The following is a 14,889-nucleotide window of genomic DNA, read 5'->3' as shown; positions in this document are numbered from 1 at the left end:
TATTTTGTTAAAAACTAATATAATTTACAAAAAAAAGGAGAAAACAGCGCTAATAGATAAAAAATAAACTTACTAACTACCTCATATAGTAGTTACAGGTGCACTAATTAGAATTAGCTAAATCTAATGTGAATCATGCAAAAACAAACTAAAAGCTAAAAAATGATAGCAACTCACCAGTAATTATTAATACATCAACTTCTCTTAAATATTAATATCATTATTAACTTAATGCAGTGCATACAAACTAATATAAAACCACGTAGATAATACAATGATTTTTCTACTCACTTTCTAAAGACAAAAAAGGATTGACATACCGTTATTAAAAATATTGTTATAGGACTTTCTTAAACCAGTCTGCACGCTTATTTCTTGGAACTCTGCATATATATATTGTTCACTAGCATTTTCTTGGTTTGTAACAAATAACACTATCACGATCATGATTGAACACATTTCATCTCATTGTTTAGGTTTAAATATGAAGACACCAATAAAAATTGAGAAAGTTTCAGTTGTAATTCCAATTTATAACGAACAGGAAAGCCTGCCAGAACTAATGCGCCGTACAATAGCAGCTTGTACAAAACTTAATGCTAGATATGAAATCGTTCTGGTGGATGATGGAAGCAATGATAATTGTGCTAACATTCTGACCACAGCAGCAGAAATTCCAGATAGTCATATTATTGCTATATTATTAAACCGTAATTATGGCCAACATCCTGCCATTCTAGCTGGATTTAGCTATGTGACTGGCGACTTAATAATAACGCTGGACGCAGACTTGCAAAATCCACCTGAAGAGATTCCAAGATTAGTTAAAGTTGCAGAAGAAGGTTACGATGTGGTTGGAACAGTAAGAAAGAATCGTCAAGACAATTGGTTCCGAAAACGTACTTCACGCATAATTAATGCTCTAATTCAAAGAACAACTGGTAAAATTATGGGTGATTACGGCTGTATGTTGCGGGCCTATCGCCGGGGCATTATCGATGCTATCTTACACTGCAACGAACGTAGTATATTTATTCCGATTCTTGCTAATACTTTCGCGAGAAAAATTATTGAAATACCTGTAATGCATTCAGAAAGGGGGTTTGGAAAAACTAAATACAATTTCATAAAACTTATAAACCTAATGTACGATCTAATCACCTGCCTCACAACCACACCGCTTCGCATATTGAGTATTATTGGCGCTATCATTGGTCTTCTTGGATTTATATTTTTCTTTATTCTCGTCATGTTACGTTTGTTTCTTATCACCAATTGGTCAATTGAAGGCGTATTTATGCTTTTTTCTATATTGTTTATTTTTATCGGTGCACAATTTGTTGGACTTGGTCTATTAGGGGAATATATTGGCCGCATTTATACTGATGTACGTGCACGTCCACGTTATTTTATCCAACGAGTGGTTAGTGAAAAACCACTGTCTTCTCAACAGGAAATACGATGAAAGCTATTATTTTTGCTTACCATGATATAGGCTGTATAGGAATCACAGCACTTATTAATGCAGGCTACACTATAGTAACTATAATTACACACCCTAACGCACAATCAGAAAAAATATTTTTCGGCTCAGTATCGCATATCGCTGCAGAACATAATATTCCAATTTTTGCTCCAGATAATCTTAATCACCCAATATGGATTTCTCGACTTAAAGCACTGGAACCAGATGTAATATTCTCATTCTATTATCGTAATCTAATTTGCCAGGATATATTGAATCTCCCAAAACGTGGCGCATTTAATCTACATGGTTCTCTTTTACCTCGCTACCGAGGTCGATCTCCTTTAAATTGGGTTCTACTCAATGGTGAAACAGAAACTGGAATTACCCTCCACCGCATGATAAAACGTGCTGATTCAGGTAATATTCTTGCTCAATATACAGTCCCTATTACATCGCAAGATGATGCAATGACGCTTCATAAAAAATTATGTAAAGAAGCAAAAAAACTTCTAGAGCAGATATTACCTAAAATTCGAAAACAACAATACATTGAAAAACAACAAGATGAAAGTATAGCTACCTACGTAAGAAGACGAAAACCAGAAGATGGAGAGATCGACTGGACAAAACCAGCCAATACTCTAATTAATTTAATACGCAGTGTAACCGAACCCTGGCCAGGTGCTTTTAGCTACGCGGGTGGGAAGAAATTTATTATTTGGAAGGCAAGCGTAGATTTTACCAACACTCTACATCAACCAGGAAAAATTTTATCTATCGATCCACTTATTATCTCTTGTGGAGAAAATATACTTAAAATTCAGACTGGAGAGGTTCAGCCAGGTGTTTATATGCATGGCTATCAAATAGCGCAAGAGCTCAATTTAGAAAAAGGTGCCATACTTAATAGACCTCCTCCGCTTATCAACAATAATCGACGTACCCGTATACTTATCCTTGGGATAAATGGTTTTATCGGAAATCATTTAACTGAACGCCTTTTACGTGAAGGTAATTACGAAATTTATGGACTAGACATTGGTACCGATGCTATCAAAAGATTTATGTTAAACTCATTATTTCATTTTATAGAGGGTGATATTAGCATTTATGCGGAATGGATTGAATATCACATAAAAAAATGTGATATTATTCTTCCTCTTGTAGCAATTGCAACCCCGATTGAGTACATTCGTAACCCATTACGAGTATTTGAGCTAAATTTTGAAGAAAATCTTAAAATTGTTCGTCATTGTGTTAGATATAAAAAACGAATTGTTTTCCCTTCAACTTCAGAAGTTTATGGGATGTGTACTGATCCATTTTTCGATGAATATAATTCTCGCTTAATCGTAGGACCCATAAATAAGCAAAGGTGGATTTACTCAGTTTCAAAACAATTGCTAGATCGAATCTTGTGGGCTTACGGTGAAAAAGAAGGACTACGTTTTACGTTATTCCGTCCTTTTAATTGGATAGGGCCTCGTCTGGATAATTTAGATGCAGCGCGTATTGGCAGCTCTCGTGCTATTACGCAATTAATTTCAAATCTCATAGAAGGTAAACCTATTAAATTAATAGATGGAGGTGAGCAAAAACGCTGTTTTACAGATATTAACGACGGAATCGAAGCACTATTTCGCATTATTCAAAATAAAGAAAATAATTGCGATGGTCAGATAATTAATATTGGTAACCCACGTAATGAAGTTAGCATTCGACAGTTAGCGGAACTACTACTAGAAAGCTTTGAACGACATCCATTACGCCCTCGTTTTTCTCCATTTGCTGGATTTCAAAATGTAAACAGTAGTAGTTACTACGGGAAGGGATATCAAGATGTAAAGCATCGAAAACCAAGTATTCGAAATGCTCAACGCTTATTAGCCTGGACTCCTTCTATTCCAATAAGACAAACTATTGACCAAACTTTAGATTTTTTTCTTAAAACGATCGATCTAACAAAAGAAACACGATGAAAAATATCGGTCTACGTATCGATGTTGATACTTGGCGCGGCACTAAAGAAGGTGTCCCTCGACTTCTTGAATTGCTATCCGAACAAAATATTCAGGCAACATTTTTTTTTACTGTTGGACCGGATAACATGGGACGCCATTTATGGCGTTTAGTAAAACCACAATTTCTTTTAAAGATGTTTCGCTCCTCCGCTCCGACGCTTTATGGTTGGAATATTCTACTTGCGGGAACTGCTTGGCCTGGCAGAGAAATAGGAAAAGAGCTTGCAAAGCAAATTCAAGATACTGCAAAAACACATGAAGTAGGTATACATGCTTGGGATCATTTTGCGTGGCAGACATGGTCTGGCATTTGGAGTAAAAAAAAGTTAACAGAACAAATCCGCATAGCCCAAAATCTACTAACTACAATTATTAAGCGCCCAGTAACCTGCTCAGCTGCTGCAGGTTGGCGTGCAGATAATCGCATAATAGAGATTAAGCAACAATTTAACTTTCAATATAACAGCGACTGTCGTGGTATAGAGCCGTTTCAAGTGATATTAGAAAACGGAAATCTTAGCACGGTCCAAATTCCAGTAACACAACCTACCTTTGACGAAGTCATTAACCAATCTACTACTCGTAAAAACTATAATCGCTTTATTATTAATAATATGAATGCTGACAAAGGAACCCCAGTTTACACTATTCACGCAGAAATAGAGGGAATGTCGCTACATACAATGTTTCAAGAATTGTTATCAATAGCTAAATCAGAAGGCATCCAATTTTGTCCCTTGAGAGAACTACTCTTTAAAAAAAACATAAAATTTCCAATCAGTAAAGTCATACGCAGAAAAATTCCAGGACGAGAAGGATGGGTAGGATGTCAACAATTATTAACGCCAATAAAAGAATGAAATCTTTTAAATTAGGAATTGGTATAATCTTTATTATTGCGATTTCTTATATTTTATCTATATCTTTTAACAATCTTTGGCAACCAGATGAAACCCGTTACGCTGAAATTAGTCGAGAAATGTTAGTAAGTCGTGATTGGATTAATCCAAAATTTTTAGGTCTGCGTTATTTTGAAAAACCATCTATTGGATATTGGATAAATAATCTTAGCCAGTGGTTATTTGGCCATACTAATTTTGCGGTACATTTTGGCTCTACAATCTCTATTAGTCTAATAACACTTACATTATATTGGTTAACTGTTCTATTATGGAACGATAAATCTCTCGCTCTCACTACAGCAATAATATATAGCTCCTGCTTATTGGTGTATAGTATTGGAACATATGCGGTACTTGATCCAATGTTTTCGTTATGGATCACAATTGCTATGTATGTTTTTTGGAAAGCAGCACATTTACCTAAAGGTTGGAGCAAAGGACTAGGTTATATAATCTTAGGTATTATATGTGGGTTGGGATTTATGACAAAAGGCTTTTTAGCGCTAGCTATACCATTTCTGAGCATTTTACCATGGACCATTTTACAAAAACGCTGTCAAGAAATATTTCTTTATGGATTTCTTTCCATATTCGGTGCTATAATAATAAGCTTACCCTGGATTATTGCAATAGCAAACCGCGAACCAGACTTCTGGTACTATTTTATCTGGACTGAGCATTTTCATCGATTCGCAAGCAATACAGCGCAACATAAAGCCCCTTTTTGGTATTACTTTCCTTTATTAATTGCAGGCACCTTACCCTGGACAGGACTCTTACCAGCAAGTCTCTATCATCCTTGGTTGCAACGTAAAAAACAAAATGAAGGGTTTTATCTACTTAGCTGGGTTAGCATGCCACTACTACTTTTCAGTTTGTCAAAAGGAAAATTACCGACTTATATTCTTCCATGCTTTAGCCCATTAGCTCTACTAATAGCGCATTACACTACGATAGCTAACAAAGTTGTATTAAAAATTAATGGTTTTATCAATTTACTATTTGGGCTATCTTGCATTCTTGTACTAGCTACCATGTTAACTCCCTGGAATTTGTTCCAAAATATAATATTCTCTCCAAATGAAAAGTATAAACTTCTATTAGGAATCTCTGGTTTTGTTATCTGGGCAGTTTTAGGATCGTTAACTGTATGGAAAACATCTACGTGGTGGTATTTAGCAGCGTTATGTCCACTAGGAATTGAGATACTAATAGGTCAATCTATACCGGATAAAATAATCCATGCAAAGCAGCCGCAATCTTTTATCCGTACAGTCCAACCTTATCTAGAAAAATGTCAATTTATCTTTTCTAATAACGTAGGAATAGCAGCAACCCTTGCCTGGGAGTTAAAACGTAGCGATATTTCTTTATTTGAACATCGGGGAGAACTAGCTTATGGTTTAAGTTATGCTGATTCTTATAACCGTTTTATTTGCAAAGAAAATTTTTCACAATGGCTACATGCTCATTCTAAGAAAAACTGTTCAACAGCATTAGTCCTCCTTCTAGAGGAAGAAAATGAAAGTATTAGTTTTGTATTACACCCAGATCAAATCTACCAAAGCGGACGTCTTGTTCTTTTAATCTATCATTAATATCAATACAATTAATTATCTATTTGTTTTCCTAAATCACCTCACTCTTTTTAGTACCTATATTAATAAAACAACTCATAAATTATTCGAAAATAAACATGGGGGTTCACCAATCTATTGTTATAGATGGACAGTATTAATTATATTTTTGTAATTACAGTAGAATGTTAATGATAACTAGATCTAGTATTATTAAATAATGCTTATTTTTTTCACTTTATATTGAATCCAGAAAAATATAAATCACAATAAATTTACAACGAAATATTTCTTGTGAACATCATTTGATTCAGGAAACGATTCTTGATAAAGATATAGCATAGATTTTGTTAAAATATACGGTTATATATTAACAAGCGATCTAAAAATTGTTTTTTTTAGTCAAACAAATTCTAATCTATAAGTTTTTATAAAAACTTTTTTAAAAACATCATATTGTTTCTATAAAAAAAACTTATTCACTTCTTATTGTAAATTATGTTTTAGTGGCTATAGAAAAATAAATAGTCTCCGTTTTGAACAGAGCTTGAATTCTATTCTTTAAGTAAATATCTTGTTAATGTATATAAACTTTTTATTAATGTAATGCAAAAAAACATTGTTTAATGTTATTAAGATAACTAATATCAACAGTAAAGTACCTTCGAACTATCTTCTTCCTGAAATCTAAACGACCTTCGACTACATGACTTTTATTTTAACTATTAGAGGTTAGCTTTTTCTATAAAAAATATTTTATTTATATACAATCAATGTTGTACTATAAATAATGGAAGGATGTTATTATAATCATTTTTGAGTTGATAAAATTCATAACTAAACACTTACTTTTTATTTTGCTAAATTTATATTTTTTAGATTTAAATAGCATTCGTTACCATAAAAATAATTTTATTTATATTTTAGCATTACCAATATTTGTGTATTATGTGAATATTTAGCTAATAAAGATATAAAATATTTTATTATTATTGTTTTAAGTGCTAGATCATTACATTCTGATAGGTTTGATGGTCTAACCCTAATGAATGTTAAAAATTCTTATTAAAATGGTACACTTTAACGAGAAAAATTATATTTTAGATATCAATATAAAGAATTTTTCTTAAATTTTTATAAAAAAATAGTTTATATTTAAACGTCATCAAATAATCAGAACACTGGATATCATCTAGCAATGTCTTCAGCATCAAATATCATCATTATTTTTCTACAACGAAATATTTTTTATAAAAAATTATTATTACAATAATGACGCTTATTTCTTTGTATTTACTTTTTTTCGAAAGACAAACATGTAATTTAATCACCTTATTAGTTAAATCAATTGTTTAACATTTTAACTATTGTTAATATTTTGATCAAACGAGAATGTCTGTATCATAATTTATGATATCCATCAAACTTAATATAACTAAATAAAATTTTACAAATCTCAACAAGAAAAGATCTAATTTATGGTTTATACGAAGGTATATTATTTAAATTTTACAACCATAGTTTATATTATATAAATTTTTTACTAACGATAACAAACACCCACATTATCTAATTATATATTAATTATCTCTTCTAATTTAAAATGGTTTTTTGGATATAATAATTCATTGTGATTAAACTCTCATATATTCGTGATATATAGATATTAAAGTAAAAATTAGTTTTTGTAAACCAACTTATATTATAAGGCATTTTTTATTTAAACTTTATTGAAAACAATTAAATTATTGATTCATTATAAAGCAAACAAAACAATATAAATTAGAAAATACTCTCTCTTAAGTAAAATTATACCGCAAGAGGTATATTAAAAAAACTAAATATATTGACATCAATAAAATCAAAAATTTTTATAAATTTAATATAAATCAATTTTAAATACACCTGCACAATTACTTTAATTAATAAAACTATTTATTCAGATTTTAATCTCACGCTTATAAAACCATGATTCATCATCTTTATTGGTTTACATAAACTTCAATATTAATAAAAGTTAGAAAAATCTTAAGCGAGGGTGATATTTTTATATATAAATTTTTTGATAAACTTATATACGAATTAATAAAAAATTATTTTTATTTTAATAAAAAAAATATAAAATTCTTTTCTTAAAAAGAAATTATATAAACATGAAAAAAAACAAAAAAAATAATGACTAACTAAAAATAACAATATTTTGTCACAAAAATTTTATCTGAGATGTTATTACCAATAATAACTATGCTTCATTTATGAAACTTTAAATCAAATCCAAGTTGAGAAAACCATGATTAACAAAAATAGTTGGGATCAAGATCAACAGAAAATACCTACACAACTATATGATTCGACATAATAAAAATCTATTTTTATAAAAAATCTACTGAATAAACAACTCTAATAAGATTTTTTTATTTAAACACTATGCTAAAATTAGAAAATCTTCTTCGATAAATAAATTATTATTGGAATTACTATACGTTAAATAATTGAGATTTTTGTTGGCACAGCGCAGAATAAGAGTTTTCATCCTACCCTATATCAGCACATTATGACTGAAAAATTAACCGATATTGCTAACTTACACAAGGAATACACTCGTAGTGGATTACGACGCAGTGATTTAACCACAGAACCTATGGATTTGTTTGAAAAGTGGCTTAAACAAGCGCGTACCGCGGAGATTCCTGACGCCACTGCTATGAATGTTAGTACAGTAGATAAAAATGGACAACCTTATCAACGTTTAGTATTACTTAAATATTTCGATCAAAATGAAATGGTATTTTTTACTAACCTCAACAGCCGAAAAGCCACACATTTACAGAATAATCCTCGGATTAGCCTACATTTTTCCTGGAATTCACTAGAACGACAAATTTTAGTTTTAGGGCAAGTGAAACCATTATCGTTTTTTAAAGTAATGAAATATTTTCATAGCCGCCCCCGAGAGAGTCAAATAGGCGCCTGGGTTTCGCAACAATCTAGCCGCATTCCTACTCGAAATGTACTAGAAAACAAATTTCTAGAATTAAAACAAAAATTTAAAAATGGATACATACCCCTACCTAGTTTCTGGGGAGGTTATCGAGTAAAAGTCGAAGCAATGGAATTTTGGCAAGGGCGCGCATATAGATTACATGATCGATTTCTATACCAACGAACAATCGATAGTTGGCAACTTGATCGATTAGCACCATAATTTTTTTATTTTTTTCTAAAAAATATAAAAATGAAGCAGAAGAATAATCATAGATATGGCCCTTAACTACTTTATTTTCTGTTCTTTTTAAAGGGATTTATATGGCCACCAACAATTTAATAGAAAATCTTCAAAATCGTAATCTAATTGCCCAAATTACGGATGAAAGAACATTAGCAGCATTATTATCGACTGAATCGATTTCGGTATATTGCGGTTTTGATCCAAGTGCTGATAGCTTGCATTTTGGGCATTTAGTTCCTTTACTATGTCTGAAGCGTTTTCAACTAGCCGGACATAAACCTATTATTTTAATCGGAGGAGCGACGGGTCTTCTTGGAGACCCTAGTTTTCAAGCCACTGAACGTAAGCTACACTCGGTAGAAACTGTTCAAGAATGGGTAAAACATATAACATGTCAAGTTTCGCGGTTTTTAGATTTTGATTGTGGAAATAACAGCGCCTTAGTCGTAAATAACTATACTTGGTTTAGTGTTATTGACATATTAACTTTTTTGCGTGATGTTGGTAAACACTTCTCCATTAACACAATGATCAATAAAGATCTCATCAAGCAGAGATTAACGCAAGCTAATCGTGGTATTTCATTTACTGAATTTTCATACAATTTATTACAGGGATACGATTTTGCTTACCTACATAAAGAATACGGTGCAACTTTACAAATAGGAGGCTCTGATCAATGGGGCAACATTATTTCTGGAATCGACTTAACACGTCGCTTATACCGGAATACAGTTTATGCAATAACAGTCCCGCTCATCACTAGAATAGATGGTAGCAAACTCAGTAAAAGTAGCGGCAATACGATTTGGTTGGATCCAAAAAAAACTAGTCCTTACAAATTTTATCAATTTTTAATTAACACTGCGGACAAAGATGTATATCGTTTTTTAAAATTTTTTACTTTTCTTGATCTAAAGATCATCAATGAACTCGAACAAGAAGATCTGAGTAGCAATAAAAGTCCAAAGGCTCAATATGTATTAGCAGAAGAAGTGACTCGTATAGTGCACGGTGAGCAAGGATTAGCTACAGCAAAACGTATCACCACCAGTTTATTTACAGGGGTGTTATCGAATTTAACTAAAGATGATTTCCTTCAACTCGAACTAGATGGCATGCCAACTTCCTATATCACATTAGGAAATAATTTACAACAAGTTCTGGTCGTGACTAAACTTGCACCCTCACTTGCTCAAGCTAAAAATTTAATAATCTCAAATGCCGTATCAATTAATGATAAAAAAGAGTCATCTGTAAACTACCTTTTTAATGATACTGACAGGATTTACAATCAATTTACTCTACTAAAGCGGGGAAAAAAACACTACCATTTAATTAAATGGAACTTAAAAAAATAATTAATATATTCTTAAAAGGGGCTTGTAGCCCTTTGGTTATTCAAAGTTTATAAAAATTTATGATAGATTGTTGTAATGAGAATATTTATAATCTTTTGTAGCAATTGATTCTCATGTATTTATAATATTGCAAGAATTGTTAGCAACACTTTTTTTTAACTATTTTTACATCTTAAGTATAAGTAACATATAAAAATAATAATTATAAAAATCTTACTATAATTTAATGTATTTTTTTCTCATTACCTTCATAGTCTATATATTAATATAAAATGCATTTTATTATCAATAGATAAGTAAGATTAAAAAAAATATTAAGGATAAAAAGATTTTTTATAATAAGAATTGCGACAAATATACATGCATAGTAAAATAATCAATTAAACTAGTTATACGTTTCTTGTAACTATAAACATGGTCAATAACTCTTCAATTATGTTGTCAAAGAATCAATTTTTTTCATTCTGATTAAAAGAATTTAGTTTTAATAAAAACAGGTTGATACAATATCCAAAAACCTTAAATCTATCTATTAAAAACATGCTAACACAATAAGAACCAACATTCTCTAACAAAGCAGAGACTAAAATAATTCACAATCACAATAAAAAGTGTACAGGTACATCTAGAGAATCAACAATGGCTTCAATGATCTGTCTAAGTGCTTTCATTGATATAATATAAGGAGGCATCAAGTAAATTAGCTTTCCAAAAGGACGAATCCATACACCATGATCTACAAACCATTTCTGTAATGTCGCTATATTAACTGAATCTTTGGTTTCAACAACCCCTATAGCACCTAATACTCGTACATCGTATACTCTAGGATGTTCAATTAAGGGTAACAATCCAGCACGAAGTTCCGAAGAAATAGCCGCCACACGAGGACGCCAGCTCTCGTCTTCTAATAAAGAAAGACTAGCGTTAGCAGCAGCGCAAGCTAAGGGATTACCCATAAATGTCGGGCCATGCATAAAACAACCTGCATCACTATCGCTAATGGTGTTTGCCACATGGCGACCCGTCAAGGTCGCAGATAAAGTTAAAGCCCCTCCAGTTAAAGCTTTACCTATGCATAAAATATCGGGCGAAATCCCAGCGTGGTTACAGGCAAACCATTCACCAGTTCGTCCAAAACCTGTAGCAATTTCATCTGCAATTAATAATAAATCATAATGATCACAGAGAATACGCGCCTGGCGTAAGTATTCCGGATGATAAAAACGCATCCCACCAGCACCTTGAACAATCGGTTCTAAAATCATCCCTGCTAATCTATGGTGGTGCAGCGCTAAAAAATCAACTAATTCCTTATCGTCACCTTCACACCAGGAATCATTAAACCTTCTTCCTGGAGGTTGAATAAAAAAATGCTTAGGCAAATAACCTTTATATAGACTATGCATTGAATTATCTGGATCACATACCGACATTGCACCAAACGTATCCCCATGGTATCCATGTCGAAGAGCAAGTAATTTATAGCGTGGTTCACCTCGAGCTTGCCAATACTGAAATGCCATTTTTATGGCTACCTCTACAGCTACCGACCCAGAATCTGCAAGAAAGACGCAATCTAAACCAGGAGGAGTCATGCTTACAAGGCGACGACATAAAGATACTGCTGGAAGGTGAGTAATACCACCAAACATGACATGAGACATACGACTAATTTGATCCTGCATAGCCTGATTGATCACTGGATGATTGTAACCATGAATAACTGCCCACCAAGAGGACATACCGTCTACTAGTGAACGACCATCGCTAAGAGTAAGCTTATAACCATCCGCAGAAATAACGGAGTAAGAAGGTAAAAATCGAGTCATAGAACTATAAGGATGCCAGATATGGCGTCGATCAAAGGCAAGATCATCGGCTTTCATAAAATTATCCTGATGAACTAAATTTTGAGTATATTTTAAGATAGTACCTGTAAACTCTAAAAAAAGTACCATCTATTAGTGTACGCTGGAATATATTAAAAAATATATAATTTTTTGGATTGTATCATATAGTTTAAATTACAACTATATATTCAAATTATTTTTTAATTTTTTAAGAAACTCAACAAATACTTAAGTAACAAATTCTACATACAGTTTTTGACCAAAAAAAACATCTTTACTGAAATTCTTAATGCTTTCGTAGTTAATAATAACTTAATAAAACAACTTTAAAACATAAGCATTGTAGTGAGTAGACTATCTTCTAATAAAACCTATACTTTATTTTTTTATGTTTTAAATCTGATAAACTCTCCGTAAGCAACATCTAGAATTTTTACTAAATTAATAAATTAACAATTTTCTTTCTTATAAAAACATAGATGATTTGATTTAACTATAATATATTATTGTTGTATAATATTATTATAATTATACTTGCTATACTTTAATCTATCCTAATTGAGGGTGTATTTATTATATATTTGAAAACAATGCGTAATAGATAAAAAAAATTATTATTACAAATAATAACTTTTACAACATATACATAAAGCACTACTTTATGCATTTTGGTTTCGTACTATAATATTGTAGACATCATAAAGATAATCGACAAAAAAACGATTAATTCTAAATTACTTTAATAAATAGATTTACAATGTTTATATAAAAACAGCACTTACAAACAAGTGGACGCTTTATTTTAATCGTATCATGTTTTTGTTAATGTCTAACCAAAAAAACTTAATCAAATTTAAAATATAATACAAAACTTTTAAAAATCAAAAAAAACAACTAACTATATAGATATATCCAATTATTGTAATAATTGCATATATTGTTTAAATATTTAAAAAGATTATATTACAATCATTCATTCTCTTATCGACTAAAACATTCACTATTCGTATCACTAAAAAACATTTTCATTAAACTACGTTATAATTATAATTATAGAAAAAAATGCTTTTTCTTTAAAAAAAGATACGAATATTTATTTATGTTTATTTAAAACATATTTAATTCGATCAATATAAAAATTTAAACCATTTGAAAATACAAACTCCCTAATTAATACTTAAAACTTTTTTCTAAATAAAAAATAGACAATCAATGATTTAAAAAGAAATCAAAATATTAAATATGTTCTTTATGTGATTAAGAAATCATAAGAATAACTCTACTTAATATAGACTGATAAATATCGTTGTAAGTTATACTGTTTGTTAGCCATGATTAAAAATAGATTAATAGAACTAAAAGGTAATAATTAAGATGAAATCCATTATTATGAAAAATCACAAAACTAAAGAAGACTGGCTACATCAACTAGCCGACAGCATTACTGATCCAATGAATCTTCTTCAACTACTTAATCTTGAAAATCATCCCGAACTACGAAAAGGTGCAGAAGCACGACGACTATTCCCGTTTCGCGTACCTCGAGCTTTTGCAGCGCGAATGATAAAAGAAGACCCAGAAGATCCATTGCTACGCCAAGTAATTACAACGCTCGAAGAATTTAACTTAAAGGTAGATTACCATAATAACCCACTTGATGAACAAGACAATACAGTACTCGGATTAATTAAAAAGTATAAAAATCGCGCACTAATATTAGTTAAAGGAAACTGTGCAGTTAATTGCCGATATTGCTTTAGACGACATTTTCCTTATCATGAAAATCAAGCTAACAAAAAAAATTGGCCTCATATTGCGAACTATATCCGAAACCATCATGAATTAAATGAAATCATTCTTTCTGGTGGAGACCCGTTAATGGCCAAAGATAATGAATTAGATGAAATTATATGCTTACTTGAAGACATCCCTCATATTAATACCTTACGGATTCATACTCGCCTACCAGTTGTAATTCCAGCACGAATTACTGTAAGTCTATGTCAACGATTAGCTAACTGCCGCTTCAAAGTTGTATTAGTAACACATATCAATCATCCACATGAAATTGATATCGAATTATCCAATAGTATTAATTTGTTAAACAACGCAAACGTAACTTTACTTAATCAAAGTGTCTTACTTCGGGGAATAAATGACAATGCGGATACACTAGCTTCATTAAGCCAAGCGTTGTTTTCTGTGGGGATTTTACCATATTACTTGCATGTTTTGGATAAAGTTCAAGGAGCAGCACATTTTATTGTGGAAGATATTCAAGCACGGCAAATTATAAAAAAACTACTAGAAAAAATTTCCGGATATCTAGTGCCACGACTAGTACGGGAAATTGCTGGTGAGGCCAGTAAGACCTTATTAGATCTTGAGCTACGACAAAATTAATAGGTTTATATTTAAAATTTTACTTTTATAGTAAAATATCTTAAAATTTATCTTATCTAGAATTTTTGATAAATT

At 31.3% G+C, this 14,889-nt stretch carries 8 protein-coding genes; 7 read left to right on the top strand and 1 reads right to left on the bottom strand.

The annotated features are described in order from the left end of the window. The first annotated feature begins 484 nt into the window (after positions 1-484). The 6 genes from arnC (at position 485) to tyrS (ending at position 10,558) form a co-directional block, all read left to right on the top strand. Positions 485-1,465, top strand: coding sequence for an undecaprenyl-phosphate 4-deoxy-4-formamido-L-arabinose transferase (gene arnC, locus A35E_RS00925; protein WP_014888800.1), 981 nt, complete (start codon positions 485-487; stop codon positions 1,463-1,465). After that, the gene (gene arnA / locus A35E_RS00920; RefSeq protein ID WP_014888799.1) at positions 1,462-3,447 is read left to right on the top strand and encodes a bifunctional UDP-4-amino-4-deoxy-L-arabinose formyltransferase/UDP-glucuronic acid oxidase ArnA; all 1,986 of its coding nucleotides are present in this window, start codon (positions 1,462-1,464) and stop codon (positions 3,445-3,447) included. The genes arnC and arnA overlap by 4 nt, the downstream gene beginning before the upstream one ends. Continuing rightward, positions 3,444-4,349: a 4-deoxy-4-formamido-L-arabinose-phosphoundecaprenol deformylase gene (arnD, locus tag A35E_RS00915; protein ID WP_014888798.1), complete on the top strand. Its 906-nt coding sequence runs from the start codon at positions 3,444-3,446 to the stop codon at positions 4,347-4,349. Before arnA ends, arnD begins: the two co-directional genes overlap by 4 nt. Next, positions 4,346-5,989 carry a lipid IV(A) 4-amino-4-deoxy-L-arabinosyltransferase gene (gene arnT / locus A35E_RS00910; protein WP_044105186.1) on the top strand — a complete coding sequence of 548 codons (1,644 nt, stop codon included), beginning with the start codon at positions 4,346-4,348 and terminating at the stop codon, positions 5,987-5,989. Before arnD ends, arnT begins: the two co-directional genes overlap by 4 nt. A 2,533-nt stretch (positions 5,990-8,522) precedes the next feature. Further along, positions 8,523-9,173 carry a pyridoxamine 5'-phosphate oxidase gene (pdxH, locus tag A35E_RS00905; protein ID WP_014888796.1) on the top strand — a complete coding sequence of 217 codons (651 nt, stop codon included), beginning with the start codon at positions 8,523-8,525 and terminating at the stop codon, positions 9,171-9,173. 101 nt (positions 9,174-9,274) lie between these two features. Continuing rightward, complete coding sequence (gene tyrS, locus A35E_RS00900; protein ID WP_014888795.1) at positions 9,275-10,558, top strand: tyrosine--tRNA ligase; 1,284 nt, start codon at positions 9,275-9,277, stop codon at positions 10,556-10,558. A gap of 599 nt (positions 10,559-11,157) precedes the next feature. Here the strand turns inward: tyrS and bioA are convergent. Continuing rightward, positions 11,158-12,447, bottom strand: a complete 1,290-nt coding sequence (bioA, locus tag A35E_RS00895; RefSeq protein ID WP_044105087.1) for an adenosylmethionine--8-amino-7-oxononanoate transaminase — start codon at positions 12,445-12,447, stop codon at positions 11,158-11,160. Between the two features lie 1,338 nt (positions 12,448-13,785). Here bioA and epmB point away from each other — a divergent pair. Continuing rightward, on the top strand, positions 13,786-14,814 hold the full coding sequence (gene epmB, locus A35E_RS00890; protein ID WP_014888793.1) for an EF-P beta-lysylation protein EpmB: 1,029 nt from the start codon (positions 13,786-13,788) through the stop codon (positions 14,812-14,814). Positions 14,815-14,889 lie beyond the last annotated feature (75 nt).

Origin of the sequence: secondary endosymbiont of Heteropsylla cubana (genome assembly GCF_000287355.1) — a bacterium.
GTDB lineage: Bacteria > Pseudomonadota > Gammaproteobacteria > Enterobacterales > Enterobacteriaceae.
Note: the sequence above shows the minus strand (reverse complement) of the source record. Positions and strands in the feature narration are given on the sequence as shown.

Coding starts and splice junctions, on each gene's coding strand:
- arnC (WP_014888800.1), top strand. CDS start 485: ATGAAGACACCAATAAAAATTGAGAAAGTTTCAGTTGTAATTCCAATT.
- arnA (WP_014888799.1), top strand. CDS start 1,462: ATGAAAGCTATTATTTTTGCTTACCATGATATAGGCTGTATAGGAATC.
- arnD (WP_014888798.1), top strand. CDS start 3,444: ATGAAAAATATCGGTCTACGTATCGATGTTGATACTTGGCGCGGCACT.
- arnT (WP_044105186.1), top strand. CDS start 4,346: ATGAAATCTTTTAAATTAGGAATTGGTATAATCTTTATTATTGCGATT.
- pdxH (WP_014888796.1), top strand. CDS start 8,523: ATGACTGAAAAATTAACCGATATTGCTAACTTACACAAGGAATACACT.
- tyrS (WP_014888795.1), top strand. CDS start 9,275: ATGGCCACCAACAATTTAATAGAAAATCTTCAAAATCGTAATCTAATT.
- bioA (WP_044105087.1), bottom strand. CDS start 12,447: ATGAAAGCCGATGATCTTGCCTTTGATCGACGCCATATCTGGCATCCT.
- epmB (WP_014888793.1), top strand. CDS start 13,786: ATGAAATCCATTATTATGAAAAATCACAAAACTAAAGAAGACTGGCTA.